This is a genomic window from Ruegeria sp. HKCCD6426 (genome assembly GCF_057221115.1).
The window spans coordinates 134,714-156,773 of sequence record NZ_JBWVBF010000005.1 but is presented as its reverse complement, the minus strand read 5'-3'; the positions used below and the strand labels follow the sequence as shown (position 1 = coordinate 156,773).

Annotated in this window: 21 protein-coding genes; 15 read left to right on the top strand and 6 right to left on the bottom strand. The window is 55.4% G+C overall.

All coding sequences use genetic code 11. The features are described 5' to 3' along the window. Positions 1-5: 5 nt before the first annotated feature. Positions 6-1,742: a Mur ligase family protein gene (locus tag AC2TDA_RS15680; RefSeq protein WP_480879612.1), complete on the top strand. Its 1,737-nt coding sequence runs from the start codon at positions 6-8 to the stop codon at positions 1,740-1,742. 379 nt (positions 1,743-2,121) lie between these two features. On the opposite strand, the gene AC2TDA_RS15675 is transcribed toward AC2TDA_RS15680, so the two are convergent. The 6 genes from AC2TDA_RS15675 to AC2TDA_RS15650 are packed head-to-tail and all read right to left on the bottom strand — an operon-like array spanning position 2,122 to position 8,386. Further along, positions 2,122-2,883 carry an ABC transporter ATP-binding protein gene (locus tag AC2TDA_RS15675; RefSeq protein ID WP_480879611.1) on the bottom strand — a complete coding sequence of 254 codons (762 nt, stop codon included), beginning with the start codon at positions 2,881-2,883 and terminating at the stop codon, positions 2,122-2,124. Position 2,884: 1 nt separating this feature from the next. Continuing rightward, a complete protein-coding gene (locus AC2TDA_RS15670) occupies positions 2,885-3,733 on the bottom strand; it encodes an ABC transporter ATP-binding protein (RefSeq protein ID WP_480879610.1) in 849 nt (282 codons plus the stop codon). Then, positions 3,730-4,641: a nickel transporter permease gene (nikC, locus tag AC2TDA_RS15665; RefSeq protein ID WP_480847307.1), complete on the bottom strand. Its 912-nt coding sequence runs from the start codon at positions 4,639-4,641 to the stop codon at positions 3,730-3,732. The genes AC2TDA_RS15670 and nikC overlap by 4 nt, the downstream gene beginning before the upstream one ends. After that, positions 4,638-5,696: an ABC transporter permease gene (locus tag AC2TDA_RS15660; protein WP_480879609.1), complete on the bottom strand. Its 1,059-nt coding sequence runs from the start codon at positions 5,694-5,696 to the stop codon at positions 4,638-4,640. Before AC2TDA_RS15660 ends, nikC begins: the two co-directional genes overlap by 4 nt. After that, positions 5,697-7,292, bottom strand: coding sequence for an ABC transporter substrate-binding protein (locus tag AC2TDA_RS15655; protein WP_480879608.1), 1,596 nt, complete (start codon positions 7,290-7,292; stop codon positions 5,697-5,699). It lies immediately after the preceding gene. Positions 7,293-7,327: 35 nt separating this feature from the next. Further along, entirely contained in the window at positions 7,328-8,386 is a 1,059-nt protein-coding gene (locus AC2TDA_RS15650; RefSeq protein WP_480879607.1) for a dipeptidase, read from the bottom strand. A 117-nt stretch (positions 8,387-8,503) separates the two neighbouring features. Here AC2TDA_RS15650 and AC2TDA_RS15645 point away from each other — a divergent pair, with 117 nt between their 5' ends. The 14 genes from AC2TDA_RS15645 (at position 8,504) to AC2TDA_RS15580 (ending at position 22,023) form a co-directional block, all read left to right on the top strand. Beyond that, the gene (locus AC2TDA_RS15645) at positions 8,504-9,415 is read left to right on the top strand and encodes a LysR family transcriptional regulator (RefSeq protein WP_480847313.1); all 912 of its coding nucleotides are present in this window, start codon (positions 8,504-8,506) and stop codon (positions 9,413-9,415) included. A gap of 146 nt (positions 9,416-9,561) precedes the next feature. Continuing rightward, on the top strand, positions 9,562-11,856 hold the full coding sequence (locus AC2TDA_RS15640) for a bifunctional salicylyl-CoA 5-hydroxylase/oxidoreductase (protein WP_480879606.1): 2,295 nt from the start codon (positions 9,562-9,564) through the stop codon (positions 11,854-11,856). Beyond that, positions 11,853-12,584: an SDR family NAD(P)-dependent oxidoreductase gene (locus AC2TDA_RS15635; protein WP_480879605.1), complete on the top strand. Its 732-nt coding sequence runs from the start codon at positions 11,853-11,855 to the stop codon at positions 12,582-12,584. The genes AC2TDA_RS15640 and AC2TDA_RS15635 overlap by 4 nt, the downstream gene beginning before the upstream one ends. Continuing rightward, positions 12,581-13,048, top strand: a complete 468-nt coding sequence (locus tag AC2TDA_RS15630) for a MarR family winged helix-turn-helix transcriptional regulator (RefSeq protein ID WP_480879604.1) — start codon at positions 12,581-12,583, stop codon at positions 13,046-13,048. The genes AC2TDA_RS15635 and AC2TDA_RS15630 overlap by 4 nt, the downstream gene beginning before the upstream one ends. Beyond that, the gene (locus AC2TDA_RS15625; protein WP_480879603.1) at positions 13,038-13,838 is read left to right on the top strand and encodes an enoyl-CoA hydratase family protein; all 801 of its coding nucleotides are present in this window, start codon (positions 13,038-13,040) and stop codon (positions 13,836-13,838) included. Before AC2TDA_RS15630 ends, AC2TDA_RS15625 begins: the two co-directional genes overlap by 11 nt. Beyond that, positions 13,838-14,989: an acyl-CoA dehydrogenase family protein gene (locus AC2TDA_RS15620; RefSeq protein WP_480879602.1), complete on the top strand. Its 1,152-nt coding sequence runs from the start codon at positions 13,838-13,840 to the stop codon at positions 14,987-14,989. The genes AC2TDA_RS15625 and AC2TDA_RS15620 overlap by 1 nt, the downstream gene beginning before the upstream one ends. Further along, entirely contained in the window at positions 14,989-16,620 is a 1,632-nt protein-coding gene (locus AC2TDA_RS15615; protein ID WP_480879601.1) for an AMP-binding protein, read from the top strand. Before AC2TDA_RS15620 ends, AC2TDA_RS15615 begins: the two co-directional genes overlap by 1 nt. A 93-nt stretch (positions 16,621-16,713) precedes the next feature. Beyond that, complete coding sequence (locus tag AC2TDA_RS15610) at positions 16,714-17,844, top strand: ABC transporter substrate-binding protein (protein ID WP_480879600.1); 1,131 nt, start codon at positions 16,714-16,716, stop codon at positions 17,842-17,844. Positions 17,845-17,895: 51 nt separating this feature from the next. Then, positions 17,896-18,816 (top strand): branched-chain amino acid ABC transporter permease, encoded by a 921-nt coding sequence (locus AC2TDA_RS15605; RefSeq protein WP_480847324.1) that lies wholly within the window; start codon positions 17,896-17,898, stop codon positions 18,814-18,816. Then, complete coding sequence (locus AC2TDA_RS15600) at positions 18,813-19,799, top strand: branched-chain amino acid ABC transporter permease (protein ID WP_480879599.1); 987 nt, start codon at positions 18,813-18,815, stop codon at positions 19,797-19,799. The genes AC2TDA_RS15605 and AC2TDA_RS15600 overlap by 4 nt, the downstream gene beginning before the upstream one ends. Next, positions 19,792-20,541 (top strand): ABC transporter ATP-binding protein, encoded by a 750-nt coding sequence (locus AC2TDA_RS15595; protein ID WP_480879598.1) that lies wholly within the window; start codon positions 19,792-19,794, stop codon positions 20,539-20,541. Before AC2TDA_RS15600 ends, AC2TDA_RS15595 begins: the two co-directional genes overlap by 8 nt. Then, positions 20,538-21,224: an ABC transporter ATP-binding protein gene (locus tag AC2TDA_RS15590; protein ID WP_480879597.1), complete on the top strand. Its 687-nt coding sequence runs from the start codon at positions 20,538-20,540 to the stop codon at positions 21,222-21,224. Before AC2TDA_RS15595 ends, AC2TDA_RS15590 begins: the two co-directional genes overlap by 4 nt. Further along, on the top strand, positions 21,224-21,631 hold the full coding sequence (locus tag AC2TDA_RS15585) for an acyl-CoA thioesterase (RefSeq protein WP_480879596.1): 408 nt from the start codon (positions 21,224-21,226) through the stop codon (positions 21,629-21,631). Before AC2TDA_RS15590 ends, AC2TDA_RS15585 begins: the two co-directional genes overlap by 1 nt. Continuing rightward, complete coding sequence (locus AC2TDA_RS15580; RefSeq protein ID WP_480847333.1) at positions 21,628-22,023, top strand: RidA family protein; 396 nt, start codon at positions 21,628-21,630, stop codon at positions 22,021-22,023. Before AC2TDA_RS15585 ends, AC2TDA_RS15580 begins: the two co-directional genes overlap by 4 nt. The last annotated feature ends 37 nt before the right edge of the window (positions 22,024-22,060 follow it).

Sequence of the window (22,060 nt, the reverse complement as noted above, 5' to 3'; positions counted from 1 at the left end):
TCAAGATGGACCGGATCGAAGAGCTTGAAACCGCGCTGACAATTGTTAGTGCGACCCCGGACAATATCCAAGTGGATGACGCCAGACGCCTGACCGGACCCGGCCTGTTGTGGGAAAAGCCCGGCGCGGTGATGGATGTCTTTTGCGAAGCAGACGAAGCGAAGCGCATCAGCGAACTATGGCAACGCCATGCCCGCCGTGTGCTCGACGCGCTCGGTTGGCAGAAGGAGGCGTTCACTTACCGTGTGTTCAAGGGTGGCGTAAACCTCGCGATCTCGGCGCCGATGGACCAACTTTATTCAGCGATCTTTGCTGCTCAGGCCGCCTGGCATTTTTGCGCCTCAGACTTCGCCGGGGCCGCATCGGGTGATTTTGAAGCGATGGTCGCTGATATCAAGTCGGTTATGGGCAATGAGGCCAATCCGGCGCTGATCGACCTGATCGACGAGGCGACGACGCGTGGCGTGGACGTTTTGTGTGACGACGATGAAGTCTCGATCGGCCATGGTGCCGGCAGTCAAACCTGGGCGTGGGACGCCTTGCCCGCTCCGGAAGACGTGGATTGGCATCGGCTGCACAACATACCTGTCGCCTTCATCACAGGAACCAACGGCAAGACGACCACGACCCGGCTGCTGGACGCAATTGCCCGCGCCTCAGGGAAGGTGGCCGGACTGACCTCGACCGAGTCTGTACGCGTGGGTGATGAGATACTCGACCGCGGCGATTATTCCGGTCCCGGCGGTGCCCGCATGCTGTTACGTGATCCAAGACTTGAGGTTGCCTGTCTGGAGGTTGCGCGCGGGGGTATCCTGAGGCGCGGTCTTCCAACCCGTGCGGCATCTGCCGCTGCGGTGACCAATGTCGCCAACGACCATCTTGGCCAATATGGCGTGAACACAGTACCGGAATTGGCCCAGGCAAAATTCGCCGTGCACCGTGCCTTGAAACCGGGCGGGGTATTGGCCTTGAATGCAGATGATCCTTTTGTCCGAGATCAGGCCAAACTGGTTACAGGCAACATCTGGTGGTTTTCTCTCGATCCGGATTGCAGTCTGGTCAGCTCGGCGCGTGACAATGGGCAATGTTGCGCATATCTACGCGATGAGACGATCGTATTCTTTGATGGATCGGCCGGGGTGCCGGTGCTGTCGGTTCATGAAGTGCCCCTGACCATGGGCGGCGCGGCGCGCTACAATGTCTCAAATGTTCTTGCGGCCTTGTGTCTTGCCCGCGCTCTTGATGTGCCTATCGATGCCATACGTACTGGGCTGTCTACGTTTAAACCTGACGCCAGAGACAATCCCGGTCGGTGCAACGAGTTTGCTTATAACGGCGCCAGAGTCTTCGTCGATTTTGCTCATAACCCGCATTCCATTTCCGCTGTCTGTGAAGCCCTGTCCGGCCTTGATGCGAAACGCCGATTCATCATGCTCAGCCATGCAGGCGACCGGTCGGATCAGGATATTCGAGAAGTAACGGAGACGGCGCTGAACTTCCAACCTGATGTCGTCGTCGCCGCTGAGTTGGAAGACTATCTGCGGGGACGGGAAACAGGAGAGATTCCGGACCTGATCGAAAAGACAGCAGCTGAACAGGGCTATGATGTGGAACACGTCCTGAGAGCCAGTTCGCCTTCAAAGGCCGCTTCCATGATCTTGGGGAAGTTGGAACCGGGCGATCTTGCCTTGTTACTGGTTCTGTCCGAAAGGGATGCTGTTCTCGGATTACTCGAAAGCTAACCGGCAGAGCCGGTTTCAGCGCGCGCCGCTTTGTTGTGTCACTATTCCAATCTCTGAAAACCACTCCCGGTCCCAGTGTTTACTCTATGAGAATTCAAAGTATCACGTTTTGAGTGCTCGATGCTTGGACCGGAAACACCTCGCTGAAAAGTCCGAATTCCGCGTCCGGCTAGTGCCTATCATGACAGCAGCCCAAGCATCGTGTCCGGGAGAAGTTGATAAACCCTCCTATACGTTGTTGCCGGTCAGGCCAGCCCGACATCCCGGGCAGAAGGGCTGTGTCGATATCATTTTACCATGTGGCTAATGCCGAGCACTTTCCGCCATCGCAAGTCAATCTGTTCGGCGTCGCGGCAACCCTCGTGTTCCGGGGCCATATTCAACCAGCCTGTAGCCCGGCAACAGAAGCTCTTAGTAATTCTTGTGAATAAGGATGCTCTGGATTTCCCATTCGCAAGGTGTCCGCAGTCATGACCTCTACAATTTCGCCATTTTGCATTACAGCCAATTTGTCACACATATGTGCAATTACCGGCAGATCGTGCGACACCATCAAATAGGTCAGTCCACGCTGTGCACGCAGGTTAGTTAGCAGGTTGAGTACTTCGGCTTGCACACTGACATCCAAAGCCGAAGTGGGCTCATCCAAGAGCAAAATGTCCGGCTCACCCGCCAGAGCCCGAGCGATTGCAACGCGTTGACGCTGTCCGCCGGACAGCTGGTGGGGATATCGGAAGCGAAACCGCTGACCAAGGCCGACATCGTTCAGCAAGGTCATCACACGTTCGTCAATATTGTCCATTCCGTGCAGACGCAGGGTTTCACTAAGGACCTGATCAACTGTATGGCGTGGATGCAACGAGGCATATGGGTCTTGAAAAACCATCTGAACCGTCCGAAAGAATGGGCGATCTCGTTTTGAGCCGGACAGATTGCGACCTTCGACGCAGATCGAGCCTGACCATTGCGGAGCGAGCCCGGTTATCGCCCTCAGGATTGTAGATTTGCCAGAACCACTTTCACCTACAAGGCCAAAGCTTTCTCCTTCCTTGACGGTAATGTCCGCGTCCCTGACCGCGTCCACGCGGTCATGCGACCCGCCGAACCAGACATTAAGATCTCTGATTTCCAGTGCCGCCATATTATCCTCTGACGCTTGGTGCGTCTGCCCAGGACGGGTCGCGATTCAGAACACTCAGATGGTCCTGTTTTTCGTCAAGCCGGGGCAGCGAATTCAACAGCCCCTGCGTGTATGGGTGTTGGGCTTCGCTCAATCTATTCGCTTGGCAGACTTCGACAATCCGCCCCGCGTACATAATCAGAACGCGGTCGCAGAATTCCGACACCAGGTTCAGGTCGTGGCTGATAAAGATCAGCCCCATTCCGCGTTCCCTGACAAGGTTATCCATAATGCCAAGCACCTGTCGCTGAACGCTGACATCAAGTGCCGATGTGGGCTCGTCCGCTATCAGAATCTTGGGGTCGGGGATCAGCATCATTGCAATCATGATGCGTTGCCCCATGCCCCCTGAAACTTCGTGCGGATAAGCCCGCATGACTCGCTCTGGATCGCGGATCGAAACATCATCCAACATCTGGATTGACTTCTTCCGAGCATCGGATTTTGAACCCGAGTTGTGCTGCAGATAGGCCTCCATGATCTGTTCACCGACCGTGACGACTGGATTTAGTGAGAATTTGGGATCCTGCATGACCATAGAGATTTGCTTGCCGCGAACCGACCGCATTTCTTGTTCGCTGATCTTCAGAAGGTCGCGGCCTTCAAGATTGATGTGGTTGGCCTCGACAATGCCGGGCTTTCGGATCAGCCGCAGAATGGCGCGGCCGGTCATGGACTTGCCAGAGCCGCTTTCCCCAACGATCCCCAACCTTTCACGTCCCAGCGAGAACGAAACGCCACGCACTGCGTCAAACACACCCTGACGGGTAGGGAAACGGACCCAAAGGTCTTCGACATCCAGCAAGGTCATTGACCACCATCCTTTGGATCCAGAACGTCCCTAAGACCATCACCCAGCAGATTGAATGCCAGCGAAACCGTGAAAATTGCCAGTCCCGGCACCGTGGCAACCCACCAATGATCCAAAATGAACCGGCGGCCTTCCGATATCATTGCCCCCCATTCCGGACTGGGCGGTTGCGCGCCCAGCCCCAGAAACCCCAATCCGGCCGCAGCCAGGATGATACCTGCCATATCCAAGGTTACACGTACGATCAGAGACGAAATACAAAGCGGCCAGATATGCCGTGTGATAATGCGCAACGGCCCGGCGCCCTGTAGGCGGATCGCGTTGATATAGTCCGTAGAACGAATAGTCAGAGTTTCGGCGCGGGCCATGCGGGCATAGGGAGGCCAGGCGGTCAACGATATCGCAAGGACTGCGTTTTCGATGCCTGCGCCAAGCGCAGCCACAAATGCAAGCGCCAGAACCAGGCGCGGAAAGGCTAGAAAGATGTCCGTGATGCGCATCAGGATCACATCGGCCCAACCGCCCGCATACCCTGCAACTGTGCCCACCAGAAGCCCGGCGACCGGAGCGATCAGCGCGACCAGTGCCACAATATAAAGCGTGATGCGTGCACCATAAATCAGCCGTGATAGGATATCCCGGCCAAGGCTGTCTGTGCCCAGCAGGTGCGACTCGGTCCCGATGGGCTGCAACCGACTGGAAAGATCCTGAACAAACGGATCCTGAGGGGCCAATACCGGGGCAAGGATTGCCGTGAAAATCAGCGCCACGAGTATAGTCAGCCCAACCATTGCCATGGAATTGGACCGCAAGGTCAACCAGCCTTTGTACAAGCTGGACAACCGGGCGTGGCGGCGAGAAGTGGGTGCGTCGGTCAACAGCCACTGTCGTAGGGTCATGTCGCTCATTTCGACCTCGGGTCAAAGAAACGGTAGAGCAAATCAGAGAATATGTTCAGGCAGATAAAGATCAGCCCGACCACCACCGTTCCGCCGAGAACGGCATTCATGTCAGCACTCAACAACGCCGTGGTGATATAGCTGCCAATTCCGGGCCAGCTGAAGATAATCTCGGTGAGAACCGATCCTTCCAGCAGATTTGCATAGCTCAGCGCGATAACCGTAATGAGCTGAACACGAATGTTCTTGAATGCATGGCGCCAGATCACCTGACGCTCGGACAGGCCTTTGACGCGTGCGGTAATTACATACTCTGCTGAAAGCTGTTCCAGCATGAAGGACCGCGTCATGCGGCTGATGTAAGCCAGCGAGTAGTAGCCCAGCAGCGCGGCCGGCAGAATGATATGGGACATAGCGTTTCGAAACACATCCCATTCCTGTGCCAATGCGCTATCCAACAGTATCAGCCCGGTGCGCGTCGGCACTATGTCCTCATAGAAAATATCCAAACGCCCAGGGCCACCAACCCAGCCGAGAATTCCGTAAAATACCAGCAGGCCCATCAGGCCCAGCCAAAAGATTGGCATGGAATAGCCCACAAGTGCGACCACTCGGGCAACTTGGTCGATCCAGGATCCACGTTTTACGGCGGCGACGACGCCTAGAGGCACGCCAAGAAATATACCGATCAGAACGCCCAATGTTGCCAATTCCAGGGTGGCTGGAAAGACGCGGGCAATGTCCTCGGAAACCGGGCGCGCATTTAGCAACGAATTGCCAAAATCGCCGTGCAGTACATCCCAAAGATAGTACCAGAATTGCACCAGCAGCGGTTTGTCGAGGCCAAGCTGCTGGTAGACCGCATCATAGGTCGATTGTGATGCACGCTCGCCCACAATAGCCAGTACCGGGTCGATCGGCATAACACGACCGATTATAAAGGTCACGAACAGAAGGCCCAGCATTGTGATCGCAATGGTCCCAAGAGTTTTCAGAATACTCTTGATCCAATGGATGAGAGGCGCCGAACGGCGCCCCCCTGATGTTCTTTCGGCAAGGGCCATTTACTTGGTTACCTGCCAATACGACGCTGATGTGATCGCCTGACCGGTCGAGAAATCCGTCACGTTTTCGCGCAATGCCGATTGTTCAATCTGCTGGAACATAACGACGAAGGGCGATGTTTCCCGGAATTCCGCCTGAATGGTTTTGTACATATCAGCGCGTTTATCGGTGTCATTTTCGACAACGGCCGCAGCAGTTTTTTCAGTCAGCCCACCAGTGTCCCAGGAATTTCGCCAGGCTAACAGTCCCGTCGCGTTAGCTTCGTCCGAGTTGTCCGGATTGTAGGCGAATGTACCAGCATTTGTCTGCGGGTCGGGGTAATCTGGACCCCATGCACCAAGATAGACGTCCAGTTCCCGTGAACGATACCGCGCCAAAATCTGCTTGGCGGTTCCGACCGTGATGTTCATCTTGATACCAACCTGCCCAAGCGCATTTTGCATGGCCTGAGCAATCTCGATCCGCTCTTGCGCTTCGCGAACACCGACCTCGATCTCAAGCCCGTTTACACCTGCATCGTCCAGCAATGCCTTGGCCTTTTCGATGTCAAAGTTAAATGGGTTCTCATCCGAGGCGCCAAGGTAGGTCTGAGGCAAGAAATTCTGATGGATCGTGTACTGACCTTTCAGGAAGCTGTCGCGCATCCCCTCATAGTCTATGAGGTATTTGAATGCCTGACGAACCTGAGGTTTACTCAGTTCGGGGTGTTTCTGGTTAAGCGAGACATACATCAGACGGCCTTTCAGCTCGTCTGCTATCTTGACCCCTGCTGCTGATGAAACACCGGCTACGTCTTCTGGATTCAGGTTGCGGGCAACGTCAATATCACCGCGTTCCAGTAGCAAGCGTTGACTGGCGCTTTCCTGAACATGTCGCACAACCACGCGCTCCATCGCTGGCGCGCCCAGGTAGAAATCAGGGTTCGATTTCAGCGTCACGCTTTCGTTTGGCTTCCAACTGACTAGGCTGTAGGCACCCGAACCAGCGGTGTTGGTTTTGAGCCATTCATTGCCCAGATCACCATCCTTGTCGTTCTCCATGACCGTCTTCTTGTCGACGATTCCGCCAATAGTTGAGGTCAGGCAGTTTAGAACAAATGATGTGGCATAAGGTTTGTCCGTGGTGATGGTCAGGGTATCACCGTCCGCTACGATTGTTTGCTCGACATTGTCCGGTGTGAACCCGAACTGCGTCATGATAAAGGCCGGTGTTTTGTTCAGGATGATTGCGCGGCGTAATGAGAACTGCACATCCTCGGCTGTCACCGGGTTTCCAGAGTGAAACGTCAACCCCTCACGGATTTTGAAGGTGATGGATTTACCATCCTCGGACACGTCCCAGCTTTCTGCAACATCCGGCTGGAACCCGGCATCCAGGTTCAACGGATCGAAATTCACCAGTTTCTGATAAACGTTCCGACTGACGTCCGATCCCGCGAACTCAAAGCTCTCGGCAGGATCCAGCGTCGTGATGTCGTCGATACGGTTTGCGATGACCAGCATGTTTGGTGGCGTTTCTGCCATCGCCGAAGTCGAGGTAACGGCCAGCGCCAAACCGAGCGCCGCACCAGTAAGCAATCTATTAAATGCGTTCATTTTGTCCTCTCTGTCACTATGTCTTTCATTGGCGGTCACGATCCCCAGGTCTTTTCCAGAACACGCAACCAGTTTTCATGGCACAGCTTCTTGATGAGCTCTTCGCCATAGCCATGGCGCACCATGGCATCTCTTAGTCGGGGCAGCATTGAGATGTCGGTTACGTCGTCCGGCACCACGGCCCCGTCATAGTCCGACCCGAGGCCAACCCGGTCTTCACCCAGTATTCCGATCAGGTGGTCAAGGTGCCGCAGAACCTGCGCCAACGGCACATCGGATAGCATCCGCCCGTCTTGACGCAGAAATGCAGCGGCGAAGTTCAGGCCCACCATCCCGTCGCTCTCTGCAATCGTTCGCAATTGATCATCGGTCAAATTGCGCGCGTGCGGGCAAATGGCATGCGCGTTTGAGTGGGTGGCCACCAGTGGTGCATCCGAATAGCGCGCGACATCCCAGAACCCTTTTTCATTGAGGTGGGACAAGTCCAACATGATGCCAAGCGCGTTGCAGCGGCGCACCAATCTCAAGCCATGATCGGTCAACCCCTCGCCGGTGTCAGGTTCCGACGGGTACCTAAAGGGAACTCCATGGCCAAATATGTTTGGCCTGCTCCAGACCGGTCCGATGGACCGCAGCCCCGCTGCGTAAAACACATCAAGTGCGTGCAGATCGGTGTCGATGGCTTCGGCGCCTTCGATATGAAAAATTGCGGCTATTTGGTTTTGCGCCATGCAATTGCGAATATCTTTCGCCGTTCGGACCACACGCAGGCCGTTCAGACGCTCCAGCTCGAACAAAATGGCTGCCTGACTCAACGCAGCAGGCAAGGCGTCTTCAGCTTCGATCTGATCCGGCAACGGCAGGTCGTATTCTGGGTGGACCATTTCTTCCATCTTTGCATCCGCATCCATCGGGGACGGAACCCAGACAGCAAAAAACCCTCCACCGAACCCGCCGGCGCGGGCCTTTGGCAGGTCGATGGCACCGTTGCGACCCGACAGGAACTGCGTTGCTTCAGGCAAACCGCCAGCCTTGGCAAGTTTTGACAGAACATCGTTGTGCCCATCAAAGATCAGGGGGAAGGAATTCGCCATCGTGTCGCTTTTATAAGTCTCAATTCGACACACGCTAGCAGACAAGATCTCATTGTTGATATTTAAAACGATGAGTTTTACTCATTGAACTAGTCGTTTTCATGAGGCCGCGCAGCAATGGGAAAGCCCCGAAGTTGGCATTCGTTGCCCGAGTATCAGGCGCTTCGTGCGCTCATGCAGGCCGGTACGACAGCTGCAGCAGCGCGGCAGCTCGGGTTGTCGCAATCTGCAATCAGCCGATCAATCGGTAGCCTCGAGTCACGTTTGGGAAAAACACTATTCGAACGTGATGCAGGCAGGTTACGCCCCACACAAGAGGCCGTTCGTCTGAATCTCCGCCTGGATCCGCTGTTCGAGGCACTGGATCGGATTGATGGCCCAAGCGAGACTGTGCAGGAAACCCTTCGGCTCGTCGCCCCGCCCAGCTATGCCCACCGTTACCTCGTTTCCCTTATTGCCAGCTTCCTACGGAGTAATCCGGGTTTTTTTGTTAATCTGGAAGTAACGACGTCGGAAATGGTAACACTTGGTGTTCTGGAAAACCGTTTTGATCTCGCTGTAACTGGTATCGAGCAAAGCCGTGCAGGAATTAAGCTTATTCCATTCCGCGCGTCGCCCGCGGTTTGCGTAATGCGCCCTGAACATGAGCTTTCGCAGCGCGACTCACTCACACCATCGGATTTGCATCAACAGGACCTGATTGCCTTGACTTATCGGCATGGTCGGCGCGGGCAGTTGGACCGTCTGTTGCATCAAGCCCGTTCGGAGCCAAGGATTGTCGCCGAAGTTTCGACCTCTTTCGCGGCGGCGGACATGGCGCGTGAAGGTCTGGGCCTAGCCGTCATTAACCCGTTTCCGGTCTACATGTACCGCGCGCCCGATTTGTCTTTTGTGCGGTTCGATTCACCTTTGCGGTATCGCGGGCATTTCGTCGTGTCAGACCAGCGACCGATACCAAGGATCGCACGGGCATTCATGCGGCATCTTCGCCTGAATACCCCACCCGATCCATTCTCAGAGCGAGGCTAACACTGCTTCGAGCCAGGTCCTTCTACCAGAGAACTTGAAGGATCGCCTCTTGCTTAAAAGCTTTAAGCTCAAAATATTTTAACTTGAAGCGTTGCCCGACTCGCTCTACCGTTCCTGTCATCGACACTGATAGGAGAACGCCAGCAATGCGCATTGCATGTCTCGGTGGTGGCCCAGCCGGTCTCTATTTTGGGATCTCGATGAAGCTTCGCGATCCGAACGCAGAGGTTGTTGTGTTCGAGCGAAACCGCTCGGATGACACGTTTGGTTGGGGTGTCGTACTGTCGGATGAAACGCTGGATAACCTAGAGCGGAACGATCCGGTCAGTGCTGAAACCATCCGCAGCCACTTTGCGTATTGGGATGATGTGGCGCTTGTTCACAAGGGGCAAAGAACGGTTTCTAGCGGGCATGGATTCTGCGGCATCGGACGCAAGCAACTTCTGCTGATTTTGCAAAAGCGAGCGCGCCTGCTGGGTGTGGACGTGCGCTTTGAAACCGAAGTCGAGACAGCTTCTGCGTATATGGACGACTTCGACGTTGTCATTGGCGCGGACGGTTTAAACTCAAAAACGCGGATAGAGTTTGCTGAGGTTTTCAAACCCGATATTGATCAGCGAATGTGCCAGTTCGTATGGCTGGGAACGCATCAGAAGTTCGACGATGCGTTTACCTTTATCTTTGAAAACACGGATAAAGGCTGGGTTTGGGCGCATGCCTATCAGTTTGACCCGGACACGGCGACTTTCATCGTCGAGTGCACACAGAAAACATTTGACGCCTACGGCTTTGGTGAAATGGGCCAGCAGAAGTCAATTGCCGTATGTGAGGAGATTTTCAAAGAGCATCTGGGCGGTCACAACCTGATGACCAATGCAAACCATATTCGTGGTTCGGCGTGGCTGAGATTCCCGCGCGTTTTGTGTGAAAAATGGAGCTACAAGAACGTAGTTCTTCTGGGCGACGCAGCCGCGACCGCTCATTTTTCAATCGGATCGGGTAGCAAGCTGGCGATGGAAAGTGCAATTGCACTGGCCGACTACATCGTTGGAGAGGATACGCTCGAGGTGGCTTTCTCCCGGTATGAAGACGAACGCCGTCTGGAAGTCTTACGGTTGCAATCGGCTGCCCGCAACTCCTTGGAGTGGTTCGAGGATGTCGAGCGTTATCTGGATCTCGATCCGGTTCAGCTGAATTACTCCATGCTGACGCGGTCCCAGCGAATTAGCCACGAGAACCTGCGTGAACGGGACGCCGATTGGCTGGGAAGCGCCGAGTCATGGTTCATGGAGCAAGCAGGGGAGAGTGTGAATAGCCCCGCCCGCGCGCCGATGTTCGCACCTTTCCGCTTGCGCAACATGCGACTGAAGAATCGGATCGTCGTTTCGCCCATGGCGCAGTACAAGGCGGTCGACGGCTGTCCGACGGATTGGCACCTGATCCACTACGGGGAACGCGCCAAAGGTGGTGCGGGCTTGATCTATACCGAAATGACCTGTGTCTCGGCTGCCGGGCGTATCACGCCAGGGTGTCCAGGGCTGTACGCCCCCGAACATGAGGCCGCGTGGCGGCGCCTGACAAAATTCGTGCATTCGGAAACGGACGCGAAAATCTGTTGTCAAATTGGCCATTCCGGTCGCAAAGGTTCCACCCAGATTGGTTGGGAGGGTATGGATCAGCCCTTGAGTTCGGGCAACTGGCCCCTGCTGTCTGCTTCTGCAATCCCATGGTCTGATAACAATGCAGTTCCCAAAGCGATGGATCGAGGGGACATGGACGCTGTGAAGGCCGAGTTTGTCGCCGCGGCTGAGATGGCCAACCGCGCGGGTTTTGACATGATCGAACTGCATGCGGCTCATGGCTATCTGATCTCATCTTTCATCTCGCCACTGTCGAACAAGCGCGATGACGAGTACGGTGGCAAACTGGAAAACCGCATGCGTTATCCGCTGGAGGTATTTTCAGCGATGCGTGCTGTCTGGCCGGAAGAGAAACCGATGGCCGTGCGCATTTCGGCCAACGACTGGGCTGGTGAAGACGGAGTGACAGCAGAAGAGGCCGTTGAAATTGCGGCAATGTTTGAGGCGGCAGGCGCAGACATTCTGGATGTATCCGCCGGCCAGACGTCGGCGCAGGCCAAACCCGTTTATGGCCGTATGTTCCAGACGCCGTTTTCCGACCGTATCCGAAATGAGCGCGGCATCAAGACAATGGCAGTCGGCAATATTTACGAGCCTGACCACGTGAATTCGATCCTGATGGCGGGCCGTGCCGATCTGGTCTGTCTGGCCCGTCCACATCTTAGCGATCCCTACTGGACCTTGCATGCAGCCACGGCGATTGGAGATCGGCAGGAGCAATGGCCTAAACCTTATGAAGCAGGTCGTGATCAGACCTGGCGACTTGCAGACCGAGAAGCAGAGATGGTGGGCAAGGTATGAACCATGTTGTGATCTCTGGCGGTGGAACGGGTGTCGGGGCCGACATCGCGCAGAGTTTTGCCAGGCAAGGATCCGAGGTCACGATATTGGGGCGGACCGAAGCCACGTTACAGGCTCAGGCTCTACCCTATCAGATCTGTGACGTAACCGATGTAATGCAGGTTAAATCTGCTTTCGATGCGGCACGGGCCGAACGTGGGCCAATCTCAGCGGTGATTGCGAACGCGGGTGCTGCAACCTCGGTTCCGTTTCAGAAAATGACATCAGATGACCTGCGCGCGATGACCGAGGTTAACCTCGTAGGTGTATTCAATGTTTGGCAAGCCGGATTGCAGGATATGCTGGTCGCAGGCAAGGGGCGACTGGTGGCCATTGCATCAACTGCCGGGCTGAAGGGCTATCCATATGTTTCCGGCTATTGCGCTGCAAAGCACGGGGTTGTTGGCCTCACTCGATCCCTTGCGGTCGAGCTGGCAAAAACGGGTGTAACCGTAAACGCGGTCTGTCCCGGCTTCATTGAAACACCTATGCTGGAACGGTCGATCGAAACTATCGTTGAGAAAACCGGAAAGAGTTCGGAACAGGCGGCCGCATTGCTCCATCAAGGCAACCCGCAACGTCGCTTTATCCAGACCGATGAGGTAACAAGCGCAGTGATGTGGTTGTGCTCTGACGCAGCAAAATCAGTGAATGGGCATACGCTCAGCCTTTCAGGAGGTGAGATATGAACCAAAATCTCGCTCAATTGCCGCTGGAAGATTCCTCGAAAGAAAGGCTGCGTCTGTGGCTGCGTTTGCTCAAGACCACACGGTTCATAGAAGCAATATTACGAGAGAATTTTCGCGACCAGTTCAATACGACCCTGCCCAGATTTGATGTCATGGCTGCGCTTTCACGCTTTGAAGACGGATTGAAGATGAGCGAAATCTCGGGCGTGCTGCGGGTATCGAATGGCAATGTCACCGGCATCGTGGACCGTCTTGCGGAAGACGGATTTTTGGTTCGGATGTCGGTGCCTGGTGATCGGCGCGCGCATCGAGTGTTGATGACCCAGAAGGGGCGCGAGGAGTTTGCCCGCCAGGCCGACGCTCATGAGGCGTGGATCAATGAACTGTTGGGTCAATTTTCCGCTGAAGAGGCCCGCGCGATTACCACAGAATTCAGCATGCCAGAGGTTTCCGATGCGAAGTGACGTCAAACATTTTCAGTGCGAGGTTAACGCGCGTGTCGCGACCGTCAGGCTCGATCGGCCCGATCGCAAGAACCCCTTGACGTTCGAGAGCTATGCCGAACTGCGCGATTGGTTTCGGGATCTGGTCTATGCGGATGATGTGGATGCGGTTGTGTTCGCGTCGAACGGTGGCAACTTCAGCTCGGGGGGTGATGTGCATGATATTATCGGCCCGCTGACGCGCATGACCATGAAGGACTTGCTGGCGTTCACACGTATGACCGGAGATCTGGTCAAGGCGATTGTAAACTGTGGCAAGCCGGTGATTGCCGCTGTGGACGGTATTTGTGTTGGGGCAGGGGCGATCATAGCGATGGCCTCGGACCTGCGCATTGCGACGCCCGAAGCGAAATGTGCGTTTCTCTTTACGCGTGTCGGGTTGGCCGGGTGCGACATGGGGGCTTGTGCGATCCTTCCTAGGATCATCGGGCAGGGGCGCGCGGCTGAGTTGCTTTACACTGGCAGGTCGATGAGCGCCGAAGAGGGCGCCGCATGGGGCTTTTACAACCGGATTGTTGGTGCCGACCAGTTGGATGCAGAAGTGCAGCAAATGGCCAACCGTATCGCAGCGGGGCCAAATTTTGCACATATGATGACCAAGACAATGTTGGCGCAGGAATGGTCAATGTCGATCGAACAGGCGATCGAGGCCGAAGCGCAGGCACAGGCCATCTGTATGCAGACAGGCGATTTCGAGCGGGCTTACAAAGCCTTCGTCGCCAAGGAAAAACCGGTATTCGAGGGCGACTGATGGCGGATAAAACTTTCCTTTCCTGGCCGTTTTTCGAAGACCGCCACCGCGATTGGGCCAGACGGGTTGAAGAGGTGGCGCAAGGGCTCGCAATTGATCATGCGGATACAGATGCTGCATGCCGCACGCTGGTTAAGGAATTGGGCGCCGCAGGGGTCTTGCAGCCAACGGCAAATGAAAACGGCGCTCTTGATGTGCGAACGCTTTGCTTGTCTCGCGAGATTTTGGCACGGCATGACGGTTTGGCCGATTTCTCGTTTGCGATGCAGGGACTGGGAACGGGTGCGCTTTCCTTTTTTGGAACCGACGAACAAAAGTCTGCGTGGCTGCCGCTAACGCGCAGTGGTCAGGCAATTTCGGCGTTTGCTCTGACCGAACCGCAATCGGGATCGGATGTGGCGAATTCCACCATGACAGCCACACGCGATGGCGATCAGTTTGTTCTGAGCGGCGAGAAGACCTGGATATCAAATGGTGGAATTGCAGATATCTACACACTCTTCGCCCGCACCGGAGAGGCGCCGGGAGCAAAAGGACTTTCAGCGTTCGTTGCAACACCCGATCTTCCCGGCTTCAAAATTGTCGAGCGGCTGGACACCATCGCACCGCACCCACTTGCAACGCTGCACTTTGATGACGTTCGTATTCCGGCCTCGGCAATGATCGGGCCGCCTGGGGCAGGGTTCAAAATTGCCATGTCGGTGCTGGATGTGTTTCGGTCCACGGTCGCTGCGGCGGCCCTTGGGTTTGCACGTCGCGCGTTGGACGAAGCCCTTGCACGCGTCTCTGATCGACATGTCCAGGGCGCACCGCTATTCGATTTGCAAATGGTGCAGGGTCATGTCGCTGAAATGGCACTGGATATCGACGCAAGCGCCTTGCTGGTCTACCGAGCAGCGTGGACGAAAGACAGTGGTGCCACCCGCGTTTCACGCGAGGCTGCTATGGCCAAACTGTTCTCGACCGATCAGGCGCAAAAGGTCATCGACACAGCGGTTCAGCTGTTTGGAGGCGACGGGGTGCGGTCTGGCACTGCCGTTGAAACGCTTTATCGCGAGATCCGCGCGCTTCGCATCTACGAGGGCGCGTCCGACGTGCAAAAGGTCATCATTGCGCGACAGGCTATGATGGCACATCAGGGAGGTTCGTAGTGCTCAGCCAATCAGCTCATATAGACACGTTTGCGCGTGACCATCTGCCCCCGTTCGACCAATGGCCGGATTTCCTGCTTGAGGGATTTGAATATCCGGAAATCCTGAACGCGGGCTACGAGCTTACGGATGCGATGGTCGAGAAAGGATTTGGCGACAACACAGCGCTGATTGGTAATGGACGCCAGCGTACCTACAAAGAGCTTGCCGATTGGACAAACCGTCTGGCCCATGTGTTGGTCGAGGATCTTAGGGTCCAGCCCGGCAACCGTGTTCTGATCCGTTCCGCCAACAACCCGGCCATGGTCGCGTGCTGGCTGGCCGCGACAAAGGTCGGCGCGGTTGTAGTCAACACGATGCCGATGTTGCGGGCTGGTGAACTGAGCCAGTACATCGATAAGGCTGAAATCCAGTTTGCCCTTTGCGATACACGCCTGATGGAAGAAATGGAGCTTTGTGCAAAGGACAGCCAGTTTTTGACGAAGGTGATCGGTTTCGATGGCACCTCTAATCATGAGGCGGAACTGGATCGGTTGGCGCTTGAAAAACCGGTGAAGTTCGATTGCGTGCAAACCGGGCGCGATGACGTTGCGCTTTTGGGATTCACTTCTGGTTCTACCGGTGAGCCCAAGGCGACTATGCACTTTCACCGCGACCTGCTGATCATCGCCGACGGATATGCGCGCGAAGTTTTGGGGGTGACGCCGGATGATGTTTTTGTCGGATCTCCCCCCCTTGCGTTTACATTCGGCCTTGGAGGACTCGCGGTATTTCCGCTGCGGTTTGGTGCGACGGCGACTTTACTGGAACAGGCGTCGCCTCCGGGCATGATCGAGATCATCGAGAAATATAGGGCTACGGTCTGCTTTACGGCTCCGACGGCGTACCGCGTGATGCTGCAGGCAATGGAAAAAGGCGCTGATTTGTCCAGCCTGCGCGCCGCGGTTTCAGCCGGAGAGACTTTGCCTAAACCGATCTATGATGATTGGATTGAGCAGACGGGCAAACCGATGCTCGACGGAATTGGCGCGACCGAATTGCTCCATATCTTTATCTCAAACAGGTTCGATGATCACAGGCCTGCCAGCACCGGTAAGCCGGTAACAGGTTACGAGGCAATGGTGCTGCGAGAAGATGGGTCTGAGGCAGATATCGACGAAGTCGGCAGATTGGTTGTCCGAGGGCCTACGGGTTGTCGGTATCTGAACGACGAACGTCAGGCAGACTATGTGACGGATGGATGGAATATTACCGGCGACAGTTTTTGCAAAGACGCCGACGGCCGTTTTCATTTTGCCGCACGCAATGACGATATGATCCTCTCCTCAGGCTACAACATAGCCGGGCCAGAGGTTGAAGCGGCACTTCTATCTCATGAGGCCGTGGCCGAATGTGCCGTAATCGGAGCGCCGGACGAAGAACGAGGGAACATCGTCGAGGCGCATGTGGTTCTGACCAAACAGGCCGAAGCTTCTGATGAGATCGTCAAAGCGCTTCAGGACCATGTCAAATCTGTCATCGCTCCTTACAAGTATCCGCGCTCTGTCCGGTTCTGCAGAAGTCTTCCTAAAACTCAGACAGGGAAAGTGCAACGGTTCAAGCTGAGATCCACTACAGAAGGTTCGCAATGAAGTTTCGAATAACCGTCCGAAATCGAGTCTGAAACGGGTGTTCAGAACGCCCGAGTTTTGTATGAAGTAATAAGACCAACAAGGGAGAAACAAATGAAAAAATTTCTATTGGCCGCTGCTGCATCGGCCCTTTGCGCAACAGGCGCACTGGCTGAGGTCAAAGTAGGGATGATCACGACTTTGTCCGGCGGGGGTGCGGGTCTTGGGATCGACGTCCGTGATGGATTCATGCTGGCGATCGCACAATCTGGTCGTGACGACATCGAAGTCGTGATCGAAGATGATCAGCGCAAACCAGACATCGCGGTGCAGCTTTCCGACAAAATGATCCAGTCTGAACGCGTTGACGTGATGACAGGGATCATCTGGTCCAACCTCGCGATGGCGGTTGTCCCTGCTGCCGTAAACCAGAATGTCTTCTACCTGTCTCCCAATGCCGGTCCTTCTCCACTTGCGGGTAAGGGCTGCCACCAGAACTATTTCAACGTCGCATGGCAGAACGACAATTTGCACGAAGCGGCAGGGGCTTATGCCAACGATGCGGGTTACAAAAAAACCTTCATCATGGCGCCTAATTATCCCGCAGGAACCGACGCGCTGACTGGATATAAACGGTTTTTCAAAGGTGACCTGGCTGGTGAAGTGTATACCAAACTTGGTCAGACAGACTATGCAGCAGAGATTGCGCAGATACGGGCGAGCGATGCGGACAGCGTCTTTTTCTTCCTGCCCGGCGGTATGGGGATCTCGTTCCTCAAGCAATACGCTGACAGCGGCGTCGATCTTCCTGTTGTTGGGCCTGCCTTCAGCTTTGATCAGGGAATCCTTCAAGCCGTTGGGGATGCAGCGCTTGGTGTTGTGAACACGTCGCAGTGGAACAAGGATATCGAAAATCCAACCAATGCAGCCTTTGTCGAAAGCTTCCAGGCGGAATACGGCCGCTTGCCATCGCTTTATGCAAGCCAAGGGTTTGACACCGCAAACCTGCTGTTGTCTGCGCTTGAGAAAGCAGAACCTTCGGATGCTGATGCATTCCGAGATGCACTGCGAGCTGCTGACTTCGACAGCACACGCGGGGATTTCGCCTTCGGTCCGAACCACCACCCGGTTCAAACAATCTATGCACGTGAGGTGATCAAGGAAGGCGATGTCTTCACCAACAAGATCATCGGCGCGGCGCTGGAAAGCCACTCGGACGCCTACGCGGCCGATTGCAAAATGTGATCGATCCCTGCCTGCCTTCTCGCTGAAGGCAGGCAGATACCCGGAGTTTCCATGTCCTCGATCCTGATTATCGAGCAGATCCTCAACGGACTGCAGTTTGGCGTTATGCTCTTTTTGATGGCTGCGGGCCTGACGCTGATCTTCGGCGTTATGGGTCTGATCAATCTGGCCCATGGCTCGCTATACATGGTCGGAGCCTTCGCTGCGGCTGCTGTTGCAGGTGCGACAGGTTCATTCGTTCTGGGCCTCATAGCGGCGCTTTCCGCTGCAGCACTAGCGGGCGCGATTATCGAAATGGCCGTCATTCGGCGGCTGTATGACGCCGCGCATCTGGATCAGGTCTTGGCCACCTTTGCGCTGATCTTGATATTTTCAGAGGGTACGCGTTGGGTTTTTGGCTCCTTCCCGCTGTTTCTGAATATACCGGAGGCGCTGTCCGGTCCCGTGACATTGCCCGGCGGAATTGAATATCCGCTGTATCGCCTGACCCTTATCATGATCGGGATGGCGGTTGCAGGCGGGCTTTGGTTGCTCATTGAACGTACCCGCATTGGTATTCAGATACGCGCTGGCGAAAATGATCGGGAGATGATCGCCGCATTGGGAGTCGATATCTCAAAGCTCTACACTCTGGTCTTTGCTCTTGGTGCAGCCCTCGCCGGTCTGGCTGGTGCACTGGTGGGCGCAATTCAGTCGGTTCAGGTCGGTATGGGTGAGCCGGTGCTCATTCTGGCCTTTGTCGTCATCGTCATTGGCGGTATCGGATCGATCCGGGGGGCATTTATCGGGGCCCTTCTGGTCGGGCTTACTGATACATTGGGCGGCGTGTTTCTGCCTGAATTGTTCAAACTGTTCATGGATACGGGCGCAGCGCAGAAAAGTGGCTCGGCGATTGCATCGATGGGAATTTACATACTGATGGGTCTGGTGCTGATCTGGCGTCCCACCGGTTTGTTCGGAGCACGCGCATGAGGCTTGATGAACGATATATCAACACCCTCGTGCTGATCGGGCTGTTGGCACTGCCGCTTTGGGCCTTGGCAATGGACGAGCCGTTTACGATCACTCTGGTGACGCGTGCGGTGATCCTTGCTCTGGCAGCGGTCGGATTGAACCTCATTCTGGGCATCGGTGGGATGGTCAGCTTTGGCCACGCCGTTTTCTTTGGGGTAGGTGGCTATTCCATGGGCGTCCTTGCCTACCATGCGCAGACCTACACCGCGCTGGATCTTGGGTTCTTCGAGACGGGTGGCACCAACTCAATGCCCGTCATCTGGATTGTTGCGATGATCCTGTCGGCGATTGTTGCGTTCTTTATCGGCCTTCTGTCCCTGCGAACATCCGGGGTCTACTTCATCATGATTACGCTCGCCTTTGGGCAGATGTTCTATTATTTCGCGATCTCCTGGGCGCAGTACGGGGGCGAAGACGGGCTTTCGATCTATGTTCGCAACGGCTTCCCAGGTTTGAATACGCTGGTTCCGATCCAGTTCTTCGGCATCTGTTTTGTCCTGTTATGCATCGTGCTCTTTTTCTTCGCGCGGCTTCAGGCGTCACCCTTTGGCCTGGCACTGAACGCAGCCCGTCAGACCAATGCGCGGGTTGAGACTGTTGGGTTGAACCCGATGCGCCTGAAGCTGCTGGCTTTTGTGATCTCTGGCGCGATCACCGGGCTGGCGGGGGCGTTGTTTGCCGACCTGAACCGCTTTGTGTCACCCACGATGTTCAGCTGGCAATTGTCCGGAGAACTGATCGTTCTGATTATTATCGGCGGGGTCGGTCGTCTGATGGGGCCTGTCATCGGTGCCTGTGTTTTTGTGTCGCTTGAACATTTTCTTGGTGAGCTTACCGAGTTCTGGCATGTCTATTTGGGCATCATTCTTCTTTGCATAGTTTTGTTTGGGCGCGGAGGATTGACCGGCCTGCTGACCGGCAAGGAGGGCGCGCATGTCTGAGCCGATCCTTGCAACCCATGGCCTGAACAAGAGCTTCGGGGCACTCAAGGCAACGAACGATGTGTCGATTGACCTGAAGGCCAATGAAATCCACGCGATAATCGGGCCTAATGGGGCGGGTAAATCAACGCTAATCAAGCAGATTTGCGGTGGGATCAAACCGGATTCCGGGCGCGTCATGTTTTGCGGGCAGGATGTGTCCAACAAGACAACGCAGGCACGCGCGCGGGCAGGTTTGGGTCGGACATTCCAGATTTCTGACTTATGCATGGAAGATACCGTTTTGGAAAATGTCGTTCTGGGCGCGATGGGTTCCGAAGGGTCGGCCTGGCGGTTTTGGCGCGGTGCTCTGAAAACAAAAGCCCTTTGCGAAAAAGCCGAAGCAGCCTTGACCCGCGTCGGCCTTGTTGACGAGCGCGAGATGCGTTGTGCCAACCTCAGCCATGGGCAGCGGCGGCAGCTGGAAGTTGCGGTTGCGCTGACGCTTTCACCGCAGGCTTTCATCATGGACGAACCGATGGCGGGGTTGGGCGCTGAAGGTTCCAAACGTTTGACCGGTTTTCTGGATGGTTTGCGTGAGGAAGCTCCGATCCTGCTGGTAGAACATGACATGGATGCGGTCTTCGCCTTGGCGGATCGGATCAGCGTGTTGGTCTATGGCAAAGTCATAGCCACCGGGACAGCCGATGAGATACGCAGCAGCCGCGAGGTGCGCGAAGCCTATCTGGGGGATGAGGCATGAGCTTTCTGACCGTCCAGAACCTCACAGCCACATATGGTGTAAGCCAGGCCTTGTTCGGTGTTGACCTGACTATGGCCGAAGGCGAGGTGACAGCCCTGATGGGGCGCAATGGAATGGGAAAAACAACCACCGTCAAAGCGATCTGCCAAATGATCAGGTCCAAAGGGACACTTACCTTGGATGGGCAGAATTTGCATGACATTCCCAGTCACAAGGTCGCCCGCAAAGGGGTTGGCCTTGTTCCCGAGGGGCGCCGTTGTTTTGCCGATTTGACCGTGCGCGAAAATCTGATTGCCGCGGCTCGGCCCGGAGACTGGACCATGACCAAAGTGACGGAGCTGTTCCCAAGGCTGGGTGAGCGGGAAGGTCAGCGCGCTGTGTCTCTTTCCGGCGGCGAACAGCAGATGCTTGCAATTGGTCGTGCGCTGATGACCAACCCACGCCTGCTGATACTTGATGAGGCGACCGAGGGCCTTGCCCCTATCATACGGCAAGAGATCTGGGCCGCACTGCGCCGCCTAAAGCAGGAAACCAGCGTTGCGATCCTGCTAATCGACAAATCTCTCAGGGAGCTGGCATCAGTTTCGGACAAAGCCGTTATTCTGGAGCGCGGTAAGACAGTTTGGTCTGGCGATATGGCTGGTCTTACCCCCGAAATCTCCGAAAAGTATGTGGGGGTCTGATGACATTTGAGTTCCACCAGAAAGTACTGTTCAAGCACTGCGATCCTGCCGGGATCGTTTTCTATCCACGATATTTTGAGATGATGAACGATTGCGTCGAAGCATTTTTCGACGAAGTGCTGAATTCGCCGTTTGAGCAGATGCATCAGCACGGTGGAGTACCAACGGCCCAGATCGAAACCCGGTTTTCTGCGCCCAGCAGACACGGTGATCAACTGTTCCTGCGGCTTATCATAACGAAGACAGGCCGCAGTTCTGCCGGCTACACTATGACTGCACATTGCGGAGATGAACTGCGCTTTACGACGACGGCTACGCTTGTGCATGTCGCCACAAACGGTCGTTCGTTGGCGTGGCCGGAAACACTTCGCACCAGATTAACCGCATTCAAGGACCAAGCGTCATGAGCCATCAAACGATCCATCCAAGTGGCTGGCTGCCCGCTAAAGGCTATGCCAACGGCGTCCTGACCAAGGACGGAACTTTGCATATCGGCGGCCAGATCGGCTGGGATGCCAACAAGAAGTTTGTCGAAGGCGGGTTTATCGAACAGATGAAGCAGGCGCTTTGCAACATCGCGGCTATTGTCGAAGAAGCAGGTGGGCAAGTGAGCGACGTGACCCGGCTGACCTGGTTCGTGACTGACAAAAACGAATATCTCGCACGGCAGGCCGAAGTTGGTGCAGCTTACCGTGAGGTGTTCGGCAGGCACTTCCCAGCCATGTCGATGATTATCGTTGCTGGGTTGGTAGAAGATGAAGCATTGGTCGAGATCGAAGCAACGGCGCATCTGACATAACCAGGCCGGTTGCGTGAGTTTACGAAGCGAAATTGGT